Below are 16,225 nucleotides of genomic sequence, written 5' to 3' on the forward strand. Positions count from 1 at the left end.
CGCGCCCGAAACTCTGCCGTTTGAGCACCTTGATGCAGCCTCAGCCGCGTTTCAAATGCTCTGGCCCGATTCGCTCGTCGTCACAGTTGATCTGGTCCATCGGAGCTACTCGTATATCTGGGCGGCTGTGAGCTGATGGGCGACTGACCGCCAGGTAACCGGTTCGAGTTGGGCGTGAAACGGTGTGGCGCCCAGCCAGGCGGCCCAGGATTCGAGTACCTGGCTGAGGGTGCCGGACGCCCAGCTGCCGCCATCGCCGGCCCACTCGCCGCGGCTGATCTTCGCCTGGGTTTCCCGTTGGTCGCGGGCGAAGTCGACGGCGAGCGTCGCGGCATACAGGCGCAGATCGTGGGCGGTGTGTACCTCGCCCGGCTCGGTGACGGAACCGGCGAGAGAACTGTCGAGCTCGGGTGGGGAGGTGCGGAGGGTGTCCAGCTGGAATGCCAGTCCCTGCCATCCGGGCCGGCCGGGCGCCTGCAGCAGGTCGGTGCCGTCAAGCCGGCTTCCCAGAAGCCGGACCCAGGCCCAGAGGAAGCCGTCGACGGACTGGTTGGTCCAGCGCCGTGCTGCGGGTGTGCGGGGGTCCTGCCCCTCGCACGCGGCCTCGCAGTCGGCCGACAGGCGTTGAAGGTAGGCGGTGAAGTCCTGCCGGGACTTCACCTGCCGCCAGGAGTCGATGTTCAGGGCTGTGGGCACTTCGAGAGAGTACGAGCCCCGCTGACCTGCGTCGACCAGATTGTTTGAGAGGGGGCACGTGGAGTCAGCGCAGCTGCGGTGTCCGGGATGACGCGAGTCAGCCGCCTTCGTCAATAGCACGCGGCTGCGCATCAGCCCCGACACCACACCAAGTGGACCAGAGCCTGAGTTTCGATGTCACTCCGGGGTGAGTGCGTGCTTTGATGGCATGATCGGGTTGTCGTGATCTTCGAGGCCCTGAGATGCTCGCCGGATGTGGCGTGACCTGATTCTTGAAGCGATGGCAGACGCGGAGCTTGCTGAGCCGGCGACCAGCGAGGCATTGGCCGGGGCCGAACGTGTGCTGGGGCAGCCGCTTCCCGGGGATCTCTCGTTCCTGCTCCGTGAGTGCAATGGGGTGCGCGGGCACTACGACACCGACGTGGTGTGGAGCGCTGAGAGGATCGCCAAAGAGAACGCGTCCTTCCGCGCCTCGGCGGACTTCGCCAAGCTCTATATGCCCTTTGAGCCGCTGATGTTCTTCGGTGACAACGGTGGCGGGGACCAGTTCGCCTTCATCAGGAACCCGCTGCGTGACGACGTGTTCGTCTGGGATCACGAGTCGGATGGGCGGTCGTGGGCGGCGAACGGACTGGCCGATTACCTGCGTCGTACCCTGGAGGACTCCGGGGACTGGTGGCGGGACTGAGCGCTCAGTCTTCGGGGATCTCGTTCATGCGGGCTTGGGTGTGGGCGAGGCGGTAGGACTTGCTGCCGGTCTCGATGATGCCCGGCCGCCGCTCTCAACCTCGCCCGTGTCCTGTGGCCCGGTCGTGTTCGTACTCAGAGCCCGTCTTGGAACCTCCGCCTGCACCCCGACGCACACTCGCCGGCAACCGTCGGGTTGGGTGCCAACCTCCGAAGGGCTCCTCGCTCCATCGACCCAAATCTCGTCGCCGTCGATGTGGAGGAGGAAGTCGGCCACTAGGCCGTTTCCTTCGGGTCACCTCGCTGACCAAATGAAGATGGCGGCGAGGTGGAGTCCGGCGAGGTAGATGGTGGCGGTCTTGTCGTAACGGGTGGCCAGGCCGCGCCACTGTTTGAGCTTGTTGATGCACCGCTCGACGGTGTTCCGTTGTTTGTAGGCCTCGCGGTCGAATGCCGGTGGTCTGCCACCGCGGCTGCCGAGACGTCTGCGGTTGGCGGCCTGGTCGAGGGGCTGCGGGGATCACCGCCCGGATCCCGCGCCGACGCAGGTGAGAACGGATTGCGCGGGACGAGTACGCCTTGTCGGCCGGGACCACGTCCGGGGTTGCCCTTGGCTTGCCGACCGGCCGTGGGACCCGTAAGCGGACCATGACCTGTGGGAACACGAGTGCGTCACCGGCCTGGCCAGGTGTGACGACGAAGGCCAGCGGCCTGCAACGACTGTCGGCGGCCAGGTGGATCTTTGTGGTCAGTCCACCGCGGGACCGTCCGAGTGCAAAGACGGGTTCTGAACCTACAGAACTCCGGTAGCGGCAGTCAGCGGGTACGCGGCATCTCTACGCAACGGCGCCATGCTTCCGCCGCTCGGCCGTGTATGCCGCCATTGGCGGGCATCGATTCAGACGTGATGGGACAACGTGCGCGAGGCGCAGACCCTCGCCGAACTCTCCGGTGACCTATCGTTCAAGTTCCGCGTCTCGTGCCACGCCTGCAGCGCTCTCGGCCCACCTCGCTGTCGGTGATTGCAGACAGCCGCAGCCGAATACCGCCCACCGCTGCATCTGCCGATGCCGGGAGTGATTGGTGACAGGGAGGCCCATCGCTCACGAGCCGATCGGCCGGCTCGGGGGGATGGCCGCCTCGATGTGGGCGAGGTGGGCGGCGAGGATCTCCTCGAACGCGGCGCTGCGATCCACCCCGAGAGGGCGGACGTCGCGGGCGAAGTGGGCCAGGGCGGGGAAGCGTTCGGGGTCGGCGCCGAGGACCGTGACGCGGAACAGTTCCATGCCCTGTTCGTACTCTTCCGGGGTGATGGCGCTGACTCCGGCCTCGGAGGCGATCAGCGCGGCGATGAGGACCGCGAGCCGGTGGTAGCGCGCAGGGATCTCCTCGTCGGGCAGTCCCGACGCGCGCAGGGCCTGGAGTACCTCTTCCACGACCAGCCGGGAACCGGCGCCGCCTGACGCGTACCGCCCCCAGATCGCGGCGAGTTGGGGCTGTCGGCCGAACGCTTCCCGCACGCGCAGGGCCAGGACGGTGATGCGCTGCTTCCAGTCGCCCTCGGGGCGGTAGCCGTCCATGGAGGCCAGGAGGATCCGGTCGGCGACCGCACGCAGCAGTTCCGTCTTGCTGCGGAAGTGCCGGTAGAGGCTGGAGGAATCGGTCCCAAGGGTCGCGGCGAGCTTGCGCACACTGAACGACTCCGCGTCGCTCGTGCGTAGCAACTCCACTGCCACATCCAGGATTTCCTCGGTCGACCAACGCTTTCGACCTGTCATTTCGCCCCTCTCGTCGGACCCAGTTTAGCCCATGCACTTGGCAATGCACGCACCGCGTGCATACTGAGGACATGAGCGTGCCGAGCGACCCGGCAGCAGCGGGCCGACGTGCCACGCGTGCCCTGTCACCCGGGGGCGGGCGTCGATACGCGAGCTCGCCCCGGGGCACCCGAAAGGACGCATGACGTGAAGAACTCACTGGATTTCGCGGCGCTGAACGCAGCCATCGAAGACGTCCACCGCGCCGGAATGCCGGGGCTGTTCGCCGAGGTGCGAGACGGTGACCAGGTCTGGCGCGGTGCCGCCGGGGTCGCCGATGTCGCTACCGGCCGTCCCGTCACCGCCGACATGCGGCACCGGGTCGGCAGCGTCACCAAGACCTTCACCGCCGCAGCGGTCCTGCAGCAGGTCGAGAGGGGCCAGATCGGTCTCGACACGCCGATCGGCCGGTACCTTCCGAAGCTGGTTCCCGGAGAACGTGGCGACGCGATCACAGTCCGGATGCTGATCAACCACACCAGCGGCCTCGCCGAGTACCTCCCGTACGCCTACCCCTCCTTGAAGACGTTTCCCGTCGTCGCGGACACCAAGCCGCAGAGCCTGGACGACCACCGGCATACGCGGTTCGATCCCGTTGAGCTGATCGGGATGGGGGTCAGCGCACCTGCCGTCGGCGCCCCGGGCGGCACCCCGGGGGTGTACTCCAACACCAACTACCTGCTCCTCTCCCAGCTCCTGGAAGAGGTGAGCGGCACAACGGCCGAGCTGTGCATCACCCGGAACGTCATCGAGCGGGCCGGGCTCCGGGACACCGGGTTCCCTGCGGGCCCACACGTCGAAGGCCCGCACTCGCGGCTCTACGAGGCGTGGTTCGGCATGATCGACCCGCCGCGCGACTACAGCGTCTACGACATGTCGTGGGTAGGGCCGTCGGCCTCGCTGATATCGACCGTCACCGACCTCAACCGCTTCTTCGGCATGTTGCTGGCCGGGGAGATCGTATCAGCCCTTCGTCACTGGCGCAGATGCAACGCACTGTCCCGGTCGTCTCCCAGGAGGGAAAGACGATCGACTACGGCCTCGGCCTGTATCCGACGGAGGGTCCCGGGCAGGGCATCTTCTGGGGTCATGGCGGCACGGTCTGGGGTGGGGGAGCGCTGGCCATGATCCGGGCCGACGGCGAGCGGCAGATGGCGGTCGCGGTGAACCTGCAGAGGTGGAACGGGTTCGACTCCGCCGGCAAGCCGCAGCCCCATCCCATCGACGACGCGCTTGCGACGCTGTATCGCGTGGCGATGTACGGCTGACCGGACCGGGGAGGCCGCGGCCCGGCTGTCGATCTGTCCGGTCTGCCACCGGCCTACCTGCCCCAAGCCCTACACCCGACCAGATCAACGATGACCGCAGAATGGATGTGTCGGCATGACCGTTACCCCGATCGATCTCTTCGCTTCCTTCATCCAACTTGACCAAGACGGCCAAGTGCGCGCCACGCAGCCGGTGTTCGACCCGGAGCGGGACGGCTGGCAGCTGATGACCTTCCATGTGGAGACCGACGCCGACGTCCACGGCGACCACTGGGAAGTCCACTCCGCCGCGGACGAAGTCGTGTCCTGCCTCAGCGGCGGGATACGTCTCTGCCTCCGGCCGCAGCAGCCCGGCGAGAAGGAGGAGGAGGTCGAGCTGGCGGCGGGAACGGCGGTCATCGTCCCGCGCGGCCGATGGCACCGCATCGCACTGGACGCCCCCAGCGACATCATGTCCGTCACCCTTCCGCGCGGCAGCCGCCTGGAGAAGCGAAGCGATGCTTAGCGGGGCCCTCACATCCGGTCCGTATCCGTGGAGGCGCGCTCGGCACAGGCCGCCGCCCACGTCCGCGCCCCGGGCCCCGGCTCCCCGGACCGCCCACATCGCTCCTGATGTGGGCGAGGCCTGAGACAGCGGCAGGATCTAGGAACGGGTGGCGGTCGCGCAGTCGTTGCCCTCGGCCTTGGTGCCGTCGCTCGTGACGATCGGCTTGCTGCGGTCGTAGGGATCGATGCGGTGATCCTCGTCGGTGGACTGTTCGTCGGCCGTGCCGAAGGGGGGCTCGAAGTAGCCGGTCGGGGCGGAGCAGCCGCCGTTGGTCATGTCGAGCGCGTACGAGTCGAGGGACATCGTGCCCGGTTCCGTGATGATTTTGGCCGGGTCGTCCCAGCTCATCACCACCTCGCGCCGCACGATCGTACGGATGACCTCGGCGTCGCGCCCGCCGTCGCCCGTCGGCGTGACCGGGTACACGAAGGTGACGTCCGCCGTCACCTCGACCGCGCCCCGTCTCCCTTCCCGGTACGTGAGCCGGCCGTGCGTCTTGACCACGTCACCGACCGGTTTGGCCTGTTCCGGCCGGAAGCGGCTGAACAACAGCAGCGGGTCCGTCTTGGGAGTGGGCGCCTTCGAAGACAGCGCGGTACGGAGATACTCCTGCACGTCCTTCTGGTGCGGGTTCAGCAGCGCGATCGCCTTCTTCGGGCGCTCACCGCGCAGTACGCGGGAGTTGAGCCCCGTGGCGACCAGGAAGTCCCGGCTCTTGAGCAGGGCCCGCTCCACCTGGGCGGCGTCCATCCAGCCGGTCGCCTTGGCCGGTGGCACCGTGATCCCTGCTGCTCCGTCGGCCCAGCGGGCGGCGGGCGAACCGCGGAAAGGGTCGGCGCGGGTAGGGTCCCGATCCGATTCGGTCGCCGATGGCGTCTCGTCCCGCCCGCTGTCGTTGCCGCCGAACAAGCCGAGGACCTGCTGCGGAAAGAGCCCCACGATCAGCAGAGCGACCGCCGCCACCAGCCCGGCCACGTACCAGCCGGTTCTGCGCCGGGGCCGGGCCGGTGAGTACGTACGCCAGCCCTCCGGCTGCCCGGAGCGATCCCGCAGTCGCCGCTGAACCTCACGGGCGCGCGCCGACGGTTCCACAGGCGCCCCGGCCTCACCCGCCACCGATTCACGGAGGAACCGCTCCCACTCCTCATCGGACACGGACGATCCGTCCTGCCCCCCAGCCCCACTCACGCGCACTCCCGCCCTCGCTCGATTGCTCAACGCCCCCGACGGCCCGCCCGACCGTCCGTCAGATGACGTGTACCGGTCGACCGAGAGCCGCCCGAATGATCGCATGAGCAAGCCGCCGGGCCGAACGTCCGGCAGGGGCCGAGGTGGAGCGCGGCCTTGGAGCGCGGCCACTCCAAGGGGCCTGCGCCGGCACACCACCGACCTCGAGCTCGTCGTGCGTCTCGAAATTCGGTCGACAGGCGGAGGCGCGACCCACTGTGATGGCCCTGGATGCCCGCCACACGGAGCGGGCCGATCACAGGAGCTGTCTTGGCAATCGCGGGAACCGCGGACTCTCGCCCCGAGATCGATGCCGCACTGGTCAGGCGCCTGGTCGACAGCCAGTTCCCGCAGTGGGCGGGGCTGCCCCTGAAGCTGCTCGATCCGGCAGGATCCGACCATGCGATCTACCGGCTCGGCGAGGAGCTGTCCGTCCGGCTGCCCCGCCACGCCGAGGCCATCGGGCAGGCCAGGAAGGAGTTCCGGTGGCTGCCCCGGCTAGCACCGCATCTGCCGCTGGACATCCCGGTGCCGGTGGGGGTGGGAGAGCCCGACTTCGGCTATCCGTGGCCTTGGGCCGTATCCCACTGGCTGGACGGCGAGGTGGCGGCCGTCGACGCACTGGCCGACTCCTCCACGGCCGCCATTGAGCTGGCGCGGTTCTTGGCAGCCCTGCAGCGATTCGCGCCCGAAGACCTTCCGGCCGAGAACACCCACGCAGAGCTCACCGGCGAACCGTTGGCCGAGCGGGACCGCGAGACGCGGGCCGCCATCGCCAAGGTCGACGGCGTGTTCGACGCCGCGGCGATGACCGAACTGTGGGACGCGGCGCTGAGCGCCCCCGGATGGGATCGCCCTCCGGTCTGGTTCCACGGTGACTTCCACACCGGCAACCTGCTGACCGTCGACGGCCGCCTCAGCGCCGTCATCGACTTCGGCGGGCTCGGCATCGGTGATCCGGCCTGCGACCTGATGATCGCCTTCACGCTGATGGCGGCCGACAGCCGAGCCGCCTTCCGCGACGAGCTCGGCGTGGACGACGCCACCTGGATGCGGGGCCGCGGCTGGGCCCTGGCCACCGGCCTGAACGCCTACACCACCTACGCCGCCGTCAACCCCCGGGTCGCCGCGCAGACCACCCGGCAGATCACCGAGGCCCTCATCGGCTAGGGCGTGTCTTTTGGATCGGGCCCGGGCTGATCCAAAAGACACGCCCTAGGGCAGGCCGCCGGGTGCGGTGGCGGCCTGCCCTCGGAACGGTGTGGAACGGCGCGTCAGGGTGCCGACGCGGTCAGCGGAAGTTCACATCGCTGCACAGGAAATAGGTCTGATCCATGTGCGAGGCCTGCCAGATCGTGTAGACGACATGGCGACCGCTGTAACCGGACGTACTCACAGGGATCGTGTAGTTCTGGCTGGGCGCGTACTTGCCAGTGCGGGCCACCAGTTGCAGGTCGCTCCAGCGCAGCGGCTGGGTGGTGGGGTCGAAGCCCTGCCGGGTGACGTAGACCTGGAAGTAGTCCGCGCCGTGACTGGCCTGGTCGTACAGCTTGACGTCGAAGTTGGCGCCGATGTCCGTGGTCTTCCACGCGCCCACGGCGTCCAGTGCGTTGTAGCGACCGCCCTCGGTCCGGCCGCCGCTGCACAGCTGGCCGTCGGGGACGGCTGCCGGGAAGTTGCCGCCGGAACCATTGCGGTACAGGCCGTTCCAGTTCCACATGGCGTTGGGGTCGGCCCGCCATGCCTGCCAGCACATGGGGTCCTGAGTGGCCATGGCCGGATTCTGGAAGTCGCTGCCCCAGCGCTGCCAGCAGCCGTAGTTGCGCGATGCGGGGTCGACGACCGATCCGTGGGCCACTGCTGTGCCACTCCAGGGGATCAGGCCGAGCAGCACGGCGACGAAGGTACTCAGGACGAGCGTCAGACGGCGCTGTTTGCTATGGGCATGTATATGACAACGCATGATCTCCTTCTTTCCGGTCCTTTCCGCGTTCCCTTACGGATACGGATACGGCTACGGCTTGACGCAAGTGATCGAGCCGACCGGCAAGTTGCTTCCGGTCGAGGTGGCGGTGAAGCCGAACGTCACGGTGCCGTCCGGCGGGATGGTGCGGTTGTGGTCGACGTTCTTGACCGTGACCGCGCCGTCGGATCCGGTACTGAGGGTGCCGTTCCAGACCTGGTTGATCTTGGTGCCGGCGCCCGGCTGCCAGCGCACGGCCCATCCGTCACGGGCGGTGGTGTTGTGGTTCATCACCTCGACGGAACCCTGGAAGCCGCCGTTCCAGGCGTTCGTCACCTTGTAGAGGGCCATGCACCCGGTGTGCGGGTCGCTCGGGGTCGGCGTAGGGGTGGGCGTGGGCGTGGGGGTGTTCCCCGGGTCGCGGATCCCGGTCACCTCGCCGTTGCCGCCGTCGAAGACGATGTCGGAGCAGGAGAAGAAGTTCTCCTGACTGTCCGACCGCACCCACTGGATGAACATCATCGCGTCGCCGGAGCGGCCCGAGGGAAGCTTCAGATCCCAGTAGTAGTGACCGGACTCGCTGCCCACCTGGCCGGACTGCGGTGGGTTGGTGACGGTCTGGATGAGCTCCAGGTCGTCCCAGCCCAGCGGCTCGGTGGGCGAGTAGCCGGGCTTGGACATGTACACCCGGAAGTCGCCGGGGTGCGCCGCCCAGTTGCTGTGCTTGATCTTGATCGTCGCCCCGGAGGTGAGGTGCGTCCGGGGCCAGTCGGCGCGCGCGGCGTTGTAGCCGGTGAAGTTGTACGGGGAGCGGTCACCGGCGCTGCACAGCTTGCCGTCTGGGACGTAACCTGGGCCGCGTCCTCCCGCGTTGGAGTCGAGCACGGCGAACCAGTTGTACAGCGCGTTCGCGCCGCTCTCCGCGAGGGCCGCCTTGCACGCCGGGTTCGTCGGGTCCAGCGCGCCGGTGCTGGTCTTGGCGTCCAGGTAGCACAGGTAAGTCCGCGAGCCCGGTGTCATCGTCACACCGTGCGCCTGCGCGCTGTTCTGGCCGAGCAGGGTCAGACCGAGCCCGCTGAGCAGGGTGGCGAACACCGCCAGTAAGGACAGCGACCGTTTCCTGCTGCGGGTGCTGCGGGTGCTGCGGGTGCTGCGGGTGCTTCGAGTGCCGCGCGCGCTTCGGGTACTTCGGGCGCTCAGCGTTCTTCCAGTGGTTCGAGAGTTTCTGATCATGGCGTCTCCTTCGCCGTGGCATCAGGGGCGGTTGGGGCGGCCGGGCCGGTCGGCACGGCCGGGTAGGCGTTCTTCACCAGCATCGAGAACTGGTCGTGGAACCAGTGACCGGCCAGAGGTGCGCCGGGCAGGGCGCCGGTCTTGCTGTTGCCCGCGTTGGGCACGGTGTAGTTGGGGTCGCACATCGGGTCCTTGCGCTTGCCCTCGTCGTTCGGGATGTCCTCGCCGGCTCCATCGGACTCACCCGGCGGCTTGACCCACAGGAAGGCGTCCAGGTGCGAGTCCGGGGCGCCGGACGGCGCACTCCGCGGCGGCTGACCGAGCCCCGCGCCGTCGACGTTGCACCACAGGCCGCGGTGCGCGCGCCGGTCGGCCTTGGACTCGGTGACGTAGGTGTCGAGCGTGGTGCTCGTGCTCTCGGCGGTCGGCCGGGCGGAGCCGCCCCAGCCGTTGCGGGAGGTGTCGATGACCATGCCGGTGGAGGCGGGCCAGCCTGCCGCGACCAGGGCCCGATGCAGGTTCCTGGTGAAGTCCGACTCGTCGAAGTTGGCGTTCCACCCGTAGAACGCGCCGGACTTCACCATGCTGCCGCCGACCACCTTGTCTGGGTCGGTCAGGAACGGCTCCTCCAGCGGCGTGTAGTTGGAGACGTTGGTGACCAGCCCGTCGACGCTGCTCAGCCCATCCGCGGTGCCCTTGGCCACCTCGGTGTACAGCTGCGCGGTCTGCGTGAGGTTGGTGTCCCAGCCGAGCCAGCCGGAGTGGGCGACGTCCAGATACGTGTAGACGTTGGGGATGGCGTGCAGCTTGTCCAGCGCGTACTGGGCTGCCTTCACGTAGATGCCGCTGCTCTTGGCCTGGGCGCATTCCGGGTCGGCTGTGTTGGTCACCAGGTTCGGCAGACCGTCCGGTTCGATGACCGTGGTGATGCGGATGTTCCGGTACTTGGGGTTCTTGAAGACCTTCGCGATGACGTCGATGTAGTCGCTCTTGTAGCGGTCGAGACCGGCCTGGGTCAGCGGCAGTTCACCGTTGGAGGCCAGGGACGCGCAGTCCCGCCCCGGCAGGTCGTACACGACGAACGTGGCCGTGATCGGTTTCCCGCGCTTCTTCTGGGCCAGCGCCAGGTCGAGGTGGTCGGCCAGGCTCTTGCGGCCGGCGTTGGCGTCGCCGCCGTGGATCGCCGCGATCCGGTCCAGCCAGACGGCGGTGGGATATCTCTTGACCTTCTCCATCCTGGCCTTGAGCGCGGTGTCGGAGGTCTTGGCGATGGAGCCCTTGACCTTGGCCGCGTAGTCGGGGTTGACGTAGAAGCTCGCCCCGGCGAACGGGTTGTCGACGTGCGCCTTCGCAGTGCGCGCTTCCGCGGCGGCCGCGGGCCCTCCCGTGACCTGGCCCGCCGCGCCGAGCGTCAGGGCGGCCAGGGCGGTGGCCAATGCGGTGGTCAGGGCCACCGACCGGCGTCGGCGCGAACGCCCCGAGCGCGGGTCGGCCATGCGGTTCGGGTCGGTCATCGTGTCTCCTCAGGGATCCGGAGGGCGTCGGGGCGTGCCCCGGGGCGGGCGGCGGCGCCGGTGAGGACGGTCGACGAGAAGGAGTTCACCGACAGGCCCGTGCCGTTCTGCCACGGCTCGAAACCGGCCTGGACACTCGTCAGGTACCAGTCGTTGCCGGCCATGCCGCGGGCGACGGCCTGCCGGACGAAGTCCATGACGTCGAAGCTCCAGCTCGTGATCGTCGATGGGGCGACGAAGGTCAGCACGTCGTTGCCGCCGTTGTTGCCCGACCAGACCTGCCAGCCGCGGCCGGCCACCGTGGCCGTGCCCACCTGGGAACCCACGGGCTGGACCGGGCCCGTCCTGTTGAACCAGACCATGATCTCGGTCCGGTTCACGCCGTCCTTCCGCGGCGTCGGGTCGAGCCAGATGTCGTACGAGGCGTTGTAGACCGCGTCGCCGACATAGCCGTACGAGATGCTGGTGGGCGCGCTGGAGATGGTGCTGAGCCGCGCCGGAAGGTTGGTGCCGGGCGAACAGTTCGTGTAGTGGCAGCCGTTGAAGATCGACGGGTACGACTTGGGAGCGCCGCTGGTCGGCACGGAACCGTCGGCCCGGGTGACCTTGAAGCCCGTGTTCGAGACGGAGACGCATTGCGTTTCGCTGGTGCCCCAGCGATTGTTCTGGACGACGTAGCGCCCCTGGACCATGGTCGAGCCGTATCGTTCGCAGATCGTGGTGTCGGCCTGCGCCGGTGCCGTCGCGGTGATGAGCGCGGCGACGAGAGCGGCGGCGAGGGCGAGAGCCGTGGGGAGCCTTTCCGACAGGCCGCGCCGGGCGCGGAAGTGCTGCGGTATCGGTCGCATGCGGGGGCCTCTCATGAGAGTGCGGGGGCGACCTCGTGGGTGCGCGCCCGTCTCCCCCATGATGGGAGCGCTCCCACAGGTGGTTCGGTCGGGGACTCTAAGAGGCCCGCATGCTCCTGACAAGAAGAAGCGCGGTAAGTGTGGGACGGTATTTTTGAAAGAGCAGGTCAAAGGAGGCGCAAATACAGGCTCCTTGCACTGTTGACGAGGGCGGTCCTGGTCCTGCCCCTACGATGAGCCCATGCCGGAGCGCGCCAAATCCTCACCTGCACACCATGGGCACCAACGGAGCCCGGGCAAGGAGCAGTTGGAGACCGCCACGACGGTGTTCGCGCTGCTCGCCGACCCGACCCGGCTGCACCTGCTGTGGCTGCTGGCCGGGGGAGAGGCGGACGTGACCGAGCTGGCCACCGTGAGCGAGGCCGCGCGGCCCGCCGTCAGCCAGCATTTGGCCAAGCTGCGGCTCGCCGGCCTCGTCCAGGCCCGCAAGGACGGGCGCCGCATGGTGTATTCGCTGCGTGACGGCCATTTGCGCCGCCTGGTCACCGAGGCGCTGAACCACGCGGACCACCAGGTCACCGGGGCGCCCTGGCACCCTTGATCGAGGAGGGCCTGGCCACCGACACAGGGGACGCCCCATGCGCTCAGTGCTCCAGAACCGCACCTACCGCCGCGCCGCCTGTTCACCGCTCAGGTCATGGCCCTCGTCGGCACGGGTCTTGCGACCGTGGCGCTGAGCCTGCTGGCGTACGACCTCGGCCGACGCCCACGCGGGACCGCACGGCTGGCGGCATGCGCACGACTACGTCATCGACGTCCGTCACCCGCCCTGGCCCGCCCCGGGCCACGCCCCTTGAGCCCGCCGGCTCCCACCTCGGCCAGCTCCTCGCCGTCCGCCAGACGCGCCCGCACCGTCACCCGCGCGTCCTCGGGGGCCCGCACGGCCAGGAAACGGCCGCGTTTTTCGGCGTCGACCTCCCCGGTGACGGAGATCCGGGTGACGTCGCGGCTGCCCGCGGCGAGGAGGTACCGGTGTCCGGAAGCCGCCGTCCACCGAGCGCTCGCCACCACGTGCCGGCCGAACCGGCTGCAGGCGGCGGTCGGCCCGGCCCGCCCGACGACCTTCGCCTGCGCCGTCGAGGACTTCGAGGACTCCGAGGCATCCGCGGACGTGCGGAACCGGAGCAGCACGCTGCCGGGGCCGCGCCACGTCGAGGCGCGCGTGCAGGACCACACGGCGCGACCGCCGTCCTCGGGCAACTCCTGTGCCGCGAAGTCCCATTGGTTGACGGCCCGTACGCCGTCCTCCCGCAGCTCGGAGAGGTGGCACGCGTTCCGCGCCCAGCCTGCCAGCGCCGCACTGCCGGTGGCCTCGCGCGGCTGACGGGCCGGCGCGTCGGTGCCGGGCAGCGGTGTGTGGCTGAGGTGCGCCGGGGCGAGGTCGCCCAGGTCGGCGACGAGGAAGGCGTGCTTCTCCACGATTCTGGCGGAGGACCGCAGGTGCAGTACGGGCAGGCTGTCGCACGCGCCAGCGGCCGACGGCGCGTCGACCGCCTCGGTGAGACCCTCGCCGGACACGTCGAGCGGGCGACTGGGCGCGTCGGGCCGCAGCAGGTCACGCGTGCGGGCCTCCGCGATCCACGGAGCGGTGAGGTAGCGGGCTCTGGCCCCGGCGCGGCTGACGGCGAGTGCCGCCGCCGTGGTGACGTCGGCGTCGTCGGCGCGGGCGAAGTGCAGGGACGCCGGTTCCGTCACGGAGCGCGGCTCGCCGTAGCGGACCACGCGCCGGCCGTCGTGGAACAGTACGACCGCCTCTCCGCCCACGTCGTCCGCGTACAGCAACTGCGTTGCCTTGGGCGGGGGTTCGGTGGTCGTGGTTCGGGTCGCCTCGACGCGGGTGCCGCGCGGCGGGTCGGTCCACGCCGCGAGCGCGCGCGTGAGCAGGGCGCGGTCGCCGACACGGGAACCACGGGCCGGCCACGCGGTGAAGTCCACCCGCGAAGTGTCGGCCCACGCGTCCGGCGAGGCGCGGAGCAACGCGTCGGCGCTGATCGCGGGGCGACCTCCGGAGGGCCGTGCCGGATCGTCCCCGGGCGCGGAGTCGAGCGTCGTCAGGACCGCGCAGCTGAGCGCGGCGATCCCGACGGCGCACCAGCCGAGCCGGAACCGGCGTCTGCGGCGCAGCAGATCGGTGGGCCGGGTCTGCACGGAACACGCGTCGAATTCCTGCGACCGCAGGAGCGCGCCCGCCGCATCGCCCACGGCCTCCTCGACGCGGCAGGCGGCGCGCACCGCCTCATCCGGGTCCGGCACCCCGGCCGACGCCAGCAGCCCGACGACTTCGGAGCGCGGCAGACCGTCCAGGCTGCCCAGCACGAACGCGGCGCGGGCAGGCGCGGAGACCCTGGACAAGGTCTGCGCCAGCGCGATCTCCTCGCTGCCACCTGCACGCGGGAACAGTCGCAGGCCCCAGACGACCGGCAGTGCGGGACCCAGTGCGCGGGGCGGTGGCAGACGGCTCGGCCACCCGCGCGGCCGGCGCTCACGCGCCAGCGCCGCGCCCAGCACGCGCGCCGTCATCCACGCCGTCTCCTGCCCGCGGTCGGCCGTCCGCGGCCGCGGAATCCGCGACGTCGCCCGCCGCGTCCGGAAGCCGGGCAGAGCGCGCTGCACGAGGGCGTGCGCGGCAAGGACGCGGCGGTGACGGCTGAGAGAGCTGGGCAGGGTGAGATAGGCGAGGCGCACGAGCCGGGTGTACTGGTCGACGATGACGGCCTCGGCGCGCTCGAGGGTCGCGGGCGCGGATCCCTTCCTCCGGCGCCGTTGCGATGTGCTCATCGATCGAAGGCCTTCCGAAGGCTGCCGGTGTTATGTCCTGACCTCCGTCAAACGAGTGAATGAAGCGATGGTCACAGCCGGGGAGGCGTCGGGCATCCGCCGGACCACGAGCCGCGCTGTTGCTGTTCGGTGACATGCCGGACAGGGCTGTGACGTCGGAGAGGGCAACGAGCGTACGGGGTCGCTGGTCGTATGGGGTGTGGGACCACAGGGCGGCTGTGAACGCCCGAACAGACAGGCTGATCAAGCGAGATGGGGCACATCATGGAGACGAAGATGAACAGGCGCGGGACCAAGGGGATGTTCGTCATGGGAGCCGTGCTGGCAGCGGCGGGCGTCGCGGCAGGAACGGTGCCGGCTGCCGCAGCGGGCACTCCCCGCTTCCTGTCGCCGTCCGAGCTGCCGCCGCACTCCTCGTCGGCGTGGACCGCGGGTCCGGTCACGGCGGGACAGCCGGACCCGCTGCCGATGTGTGTCGGCGAGGCGCTGCCGTCGATCTCCGTGCACCGCGCCTACCGCACCGACCTCGACACCGGTGCGCTGCAGGTGACCGTGGTCGAGCGCAGCGAACAGCGGGCCAAGGACTTCGCGGCCCTCCTGCGCAAGAACCTCGACGGCTGCGCGGAGAAGGTGATGCAGCAGTACCCCGACATCACCGCGAAGCAGAAGTACTACGGCAAGGTGAGCGCCGAGGAGGGCGCCCACGTCTACGGCGTCCACACCACCGCCACGTGGGGGGCGTCCGACATCAACATGTTCTCCGTCGGCCGTGACGGGAACACCGTGACGCTCGTGCAGTGGGGTCAGATGGGAGGCTTCGCGGACGCTCAGGTCACCGACTTCAAGACCACGACCGCCACGGCCGTCAACAAGCTCTACTGATCTCCCGGCTTCGGCCGGGCCCCACCGTCGCGTGACGCGATCGACCTCGGCATTCGCGGTCCGGGGTGGGAGAATCGGCCGACAAGACCGCGACCCCGCCCGGCTCGCTGCCGGTGCGGTGGTCGCGTCGCACGAGGATTCGGCCGGGGAGAGGCCGGGCGCCGGCATCGCACCCGGCGCCCGGTGTGGGGAGGAATCGACGGTGGTGGAGTGGCGGTACATCGCCAAGGGTGCAAAGGCCGTTCCTGAACCCATGGGCACCCCGTTCGTGTGGACGACGGCCTGCTCGGGCTCCCTGCTGCTGGTCATCACGTTCGACCTGCTCGGCGCGCTCGACCGCCCGGGGTTCGCCCTCGCGGCCCTGTCCGTCCTCGCGGCGCTGGTCGGCATGCTCGGCCGGTTCGCCGCGGCGCCGGGCACGGCCCTGCTCTGCTGGGCGCTCCTTAACGTCTTCGCGACCCATCCGATCGGGGAACTCTCCTGGGCCGGGCACCGGGACCCCGGCTGGGTGGCGTGCCTGCTGGCCGCCGCCCTCATCGGCACGGCGACGGCCCGGGTGCGGTACGCCCGGGCCGCGTACCGCCGTATCACTCCCTTCGACGGGGCGGCCTGAGTTCCACGGGGCGGCCTGAGTTTCCGTATGCGAGCAGCCGATCACAGCCTTCGTACGACCGTCTTTGCATGACCATGCGAGATGATGCATAC

General features: G+C 69.5%; 14 protein-coding genes and 2 pseudogenes. 7 read left to right on the plus strand and 9 right to left on the minus strand.

What is annotated here, in order from left to right:
- Window positions 1-105: 105 nt before the first annotated feature.
- A complete protein-coding gene (locus tag ACI2L3_RS13160; RefSeq protein ID WP_404752425.1) occupies window positions 106-696 on the minus strand; it encodes a hypothetical protein in 591 nt (196 codons plus the stop codon).
- A gap of 253 nt (window positions 697-949) precedes the next feature.
- On the opposite strand from ACI2L3_RS13160, the gene ACI2L3_RS13165 reads away from it, so the two are divergent.
- Window positions 950-1,384 (plus strand): SMI1/KNR4 family protein, encoded by a 435-nt coding sequence (locus tag ACI2L3_RS13165; RefSeq protein ID WP_404752426.1) that lies wholly within the window; start codon window positions 950-952, stop codon window positions 1,382-1,384.
- A 94-nt stretch (window positions 1,385-1,478) separates the two neighbouring features.
- Here the strand turns inward: ACI2L3_RS13165 and ACI2L3_RS13170 are convergent, their stop codons facing one another.
- Window positions 1,479-2,135, minus strand: a complete 657-nt coding sequence (locus ACI2L3_RS13170) for a transposase (RefSeq protein ID WP_404752520.1) — start codon at window positions 2,133-2,135, stop codon at window positions 1,479-1,481.
- Window positions 2,136-2,486: 351 nt separating this feature from the next.
- Complete coding sequence (locus tag ACI2L3_RS13175) at window positions 2,487-3,161, minus strand: TetR/AcrR family transcriptional regulator (protein ID WP_404752427.1); 675 nt, start codon at window positions 3,159-3,161, stop codon at window positions 2,487-2,489.
- Window positions 3,162-3,347: 186 nt separating this feature from the next.
- Between ACI2L3_RS13175 and ACI2L3_RS13180 the strand changes: the two are divergent.
- Window positions 3,348-4,468 (plus strand): annotated as a pseudogene (locus ACI2L3_RS13180) (serine hydrolase domain-containing protein).
- 115 nt (window positions 4,469-4,583) lie between these two features.
- Window positions 4,584-4,973 carry a cupin domain-containing protein gene (locus ACI2L3_RS13185; RefSeq protein ID WP_404752428.1) on the plus strand — a complete coding sequence of 130 codons (390 nt, stop codon included), beginning with the start codon at window positions 4,584-4,586 and terminating at the stop codon, window positions 4,971-4,973.
- Between the two features lie 138 nt (window positions 4,974-5,111).
- Here the strand turns inward: ACI2L3_RS13185 and ACI2L3_RS13190 are convergent, their stop codons facing one another.
- Window positions 5,112-6,170: a hypothetical protein gene (locus ACI2L3_RS13190; RefSeq protein ID WP_404752429.1), complete on the minus strand. Its 1,059-nt coding sequence runs from the start codon at window positions 6,168-6,170 to the stop codon at window positions 5,112-5,114.
- 342 nt (window positions 6,171-6,512) lie between these two features.
- On the opposite strand from ACI2L3_RS13190, the gene ACI2L3_RS13195 reads away from it, so the two are divergent.
- Entirely contained in the window at window positions 6,513-7,412 is a 900-nt protein-coding gene (locus ACI2L3_RS13195) for an aminoglycoside phosphotransferase family protein (RefSeq protein ID WP_404752430.1), read from the plus strand.
- A 121-nt stretch (window positions 7,413-7,533) separates the two neighbouring features.
- On the opposite strand, the gene ACI2L3_RS13200 is transcribed toward ACI2L3_RS13195, so the two are convergent.
- From ACI2L3_RS13200 to ACI2L3_RS13215, 4 genes and pseudogenes are all read right to left on the minus strand, one after another.
- Window positions 7,534-8,205, minus strand: a complete 672-nt coding sequence (locus ACI2L3_RS13200; RefSeq protein WP_404752431.1) for a lytic polysaccharide monooxygenase — start codon at window positions 8,203-8,205, stop codon at window positions 7,534-7,536.
- A gap of 51 nt (window positions 8,206-8,256) precedes the next feature.
- A complete protein-coding gene (locus ACI2L3_RS13205; protein ID WP_404752432.1) occupies window positions 8,257-9,300 on the minus strand; it encodes a lytic polysaccharide monooxygenase in 1,044 nt (347 codons plus the stop codon).
- Window positions 9,301-9,434: 134 nt separating this feature from the next.
- Window positions 9,435-10,952, minus strand: coding sequence for a glycoside hydrolase family 6 protein (locus ACI2L3_RS13210; protein WP_404752433.1), 1,518 nt, complete (start codon window positions 10,950-10,952; stop codon window positions 9,435-9,437).
- A gap of 38 nt (window positions 10,953-10,990) precedes the next feature.
- Window positions 10,991-11,800, minus strand: a pseudogene (locus ACI2L3_RS13215) (glycosyl hydrolase family 5); the annotation flags it as partial.
- 241 nt (window positions 11,801-12,041) lie between these two features.
- On the opposite strand from ACI2L3_RS13215, the gene ACI2L3_RS13220 reads away from it, so the two are divergent.
- Window positions 12,042-12,401 carry an ArsR/SmtB family transcription factor gene (locus tag ACI2L3_RS13220; protein WP_404752434.1) on the plus strand — a complete coding sequence of 120 codons (360 nt, stop codon included), beginning with the start codon at window positions 12,042-12,044 and terminating at the stop codon, window positions 12,399-12,401.
- A gap of 206 nt (window positions 12,402-12,607) precedes the next feature.
- Here the strand turns inward: ACI2L3_RS13220 and ACI2L3_RS13225 are convergent, their stop codons facing one another.
- Window positions 12,608-14,638: a hypothetical protein gene (locus tag ACI2L3_RS13225; protein ID WP_404752435.1), complete on the minus strand. Its 2,031-nt coding sequence runs from the start codon at window positions 14,636-14,638 to the stop codon at window positions 12,608-12,610.
- 276 nt (window positions 14,639-14,914) lie between these two features.
- Between ACI2L3_RS13225 and ACI2L3_RS13230 the strand changes: the two genes are divergently transcribed.
- Together ACI2L3_RS13230 and ACI2L3_RS13235 are read left to right on the plus strand one after the other, a co-directional pair.
- Window positions 14,915-15,520, plus strand: coding sequence for a hypothetical protein (locus ACI2L3_RS13230; RefSeq protein ID WP_404752436.1), 606 nt, complete (start codon window positions 14,915-14,917; stop codon window positions 15,518-15,520).
- 253 nt (window positions 15,521-15,773) lie between these two features.
- Window positions 15,774-16,133, plus strand: coding sequence for a hypothetical protein (locus ACI2L3_RS13235; RefSeq protein ID WP_404752437.1), 360 nt, complete (start codon window positions 15,774-15,776; stop codon window positions 16,131-16,133).
- Window positions 16,134-16,225 lie beyond the last annotated feature (92 nt).

Source organism: Streptomyces sp. NPDC029674 (assembly GCF_044903205.1).
Lineage (GTDB): Bacteria > Actinomycetota > Actinomycetes > Streptomycetales > Streptomycetaceae > Streptomyces.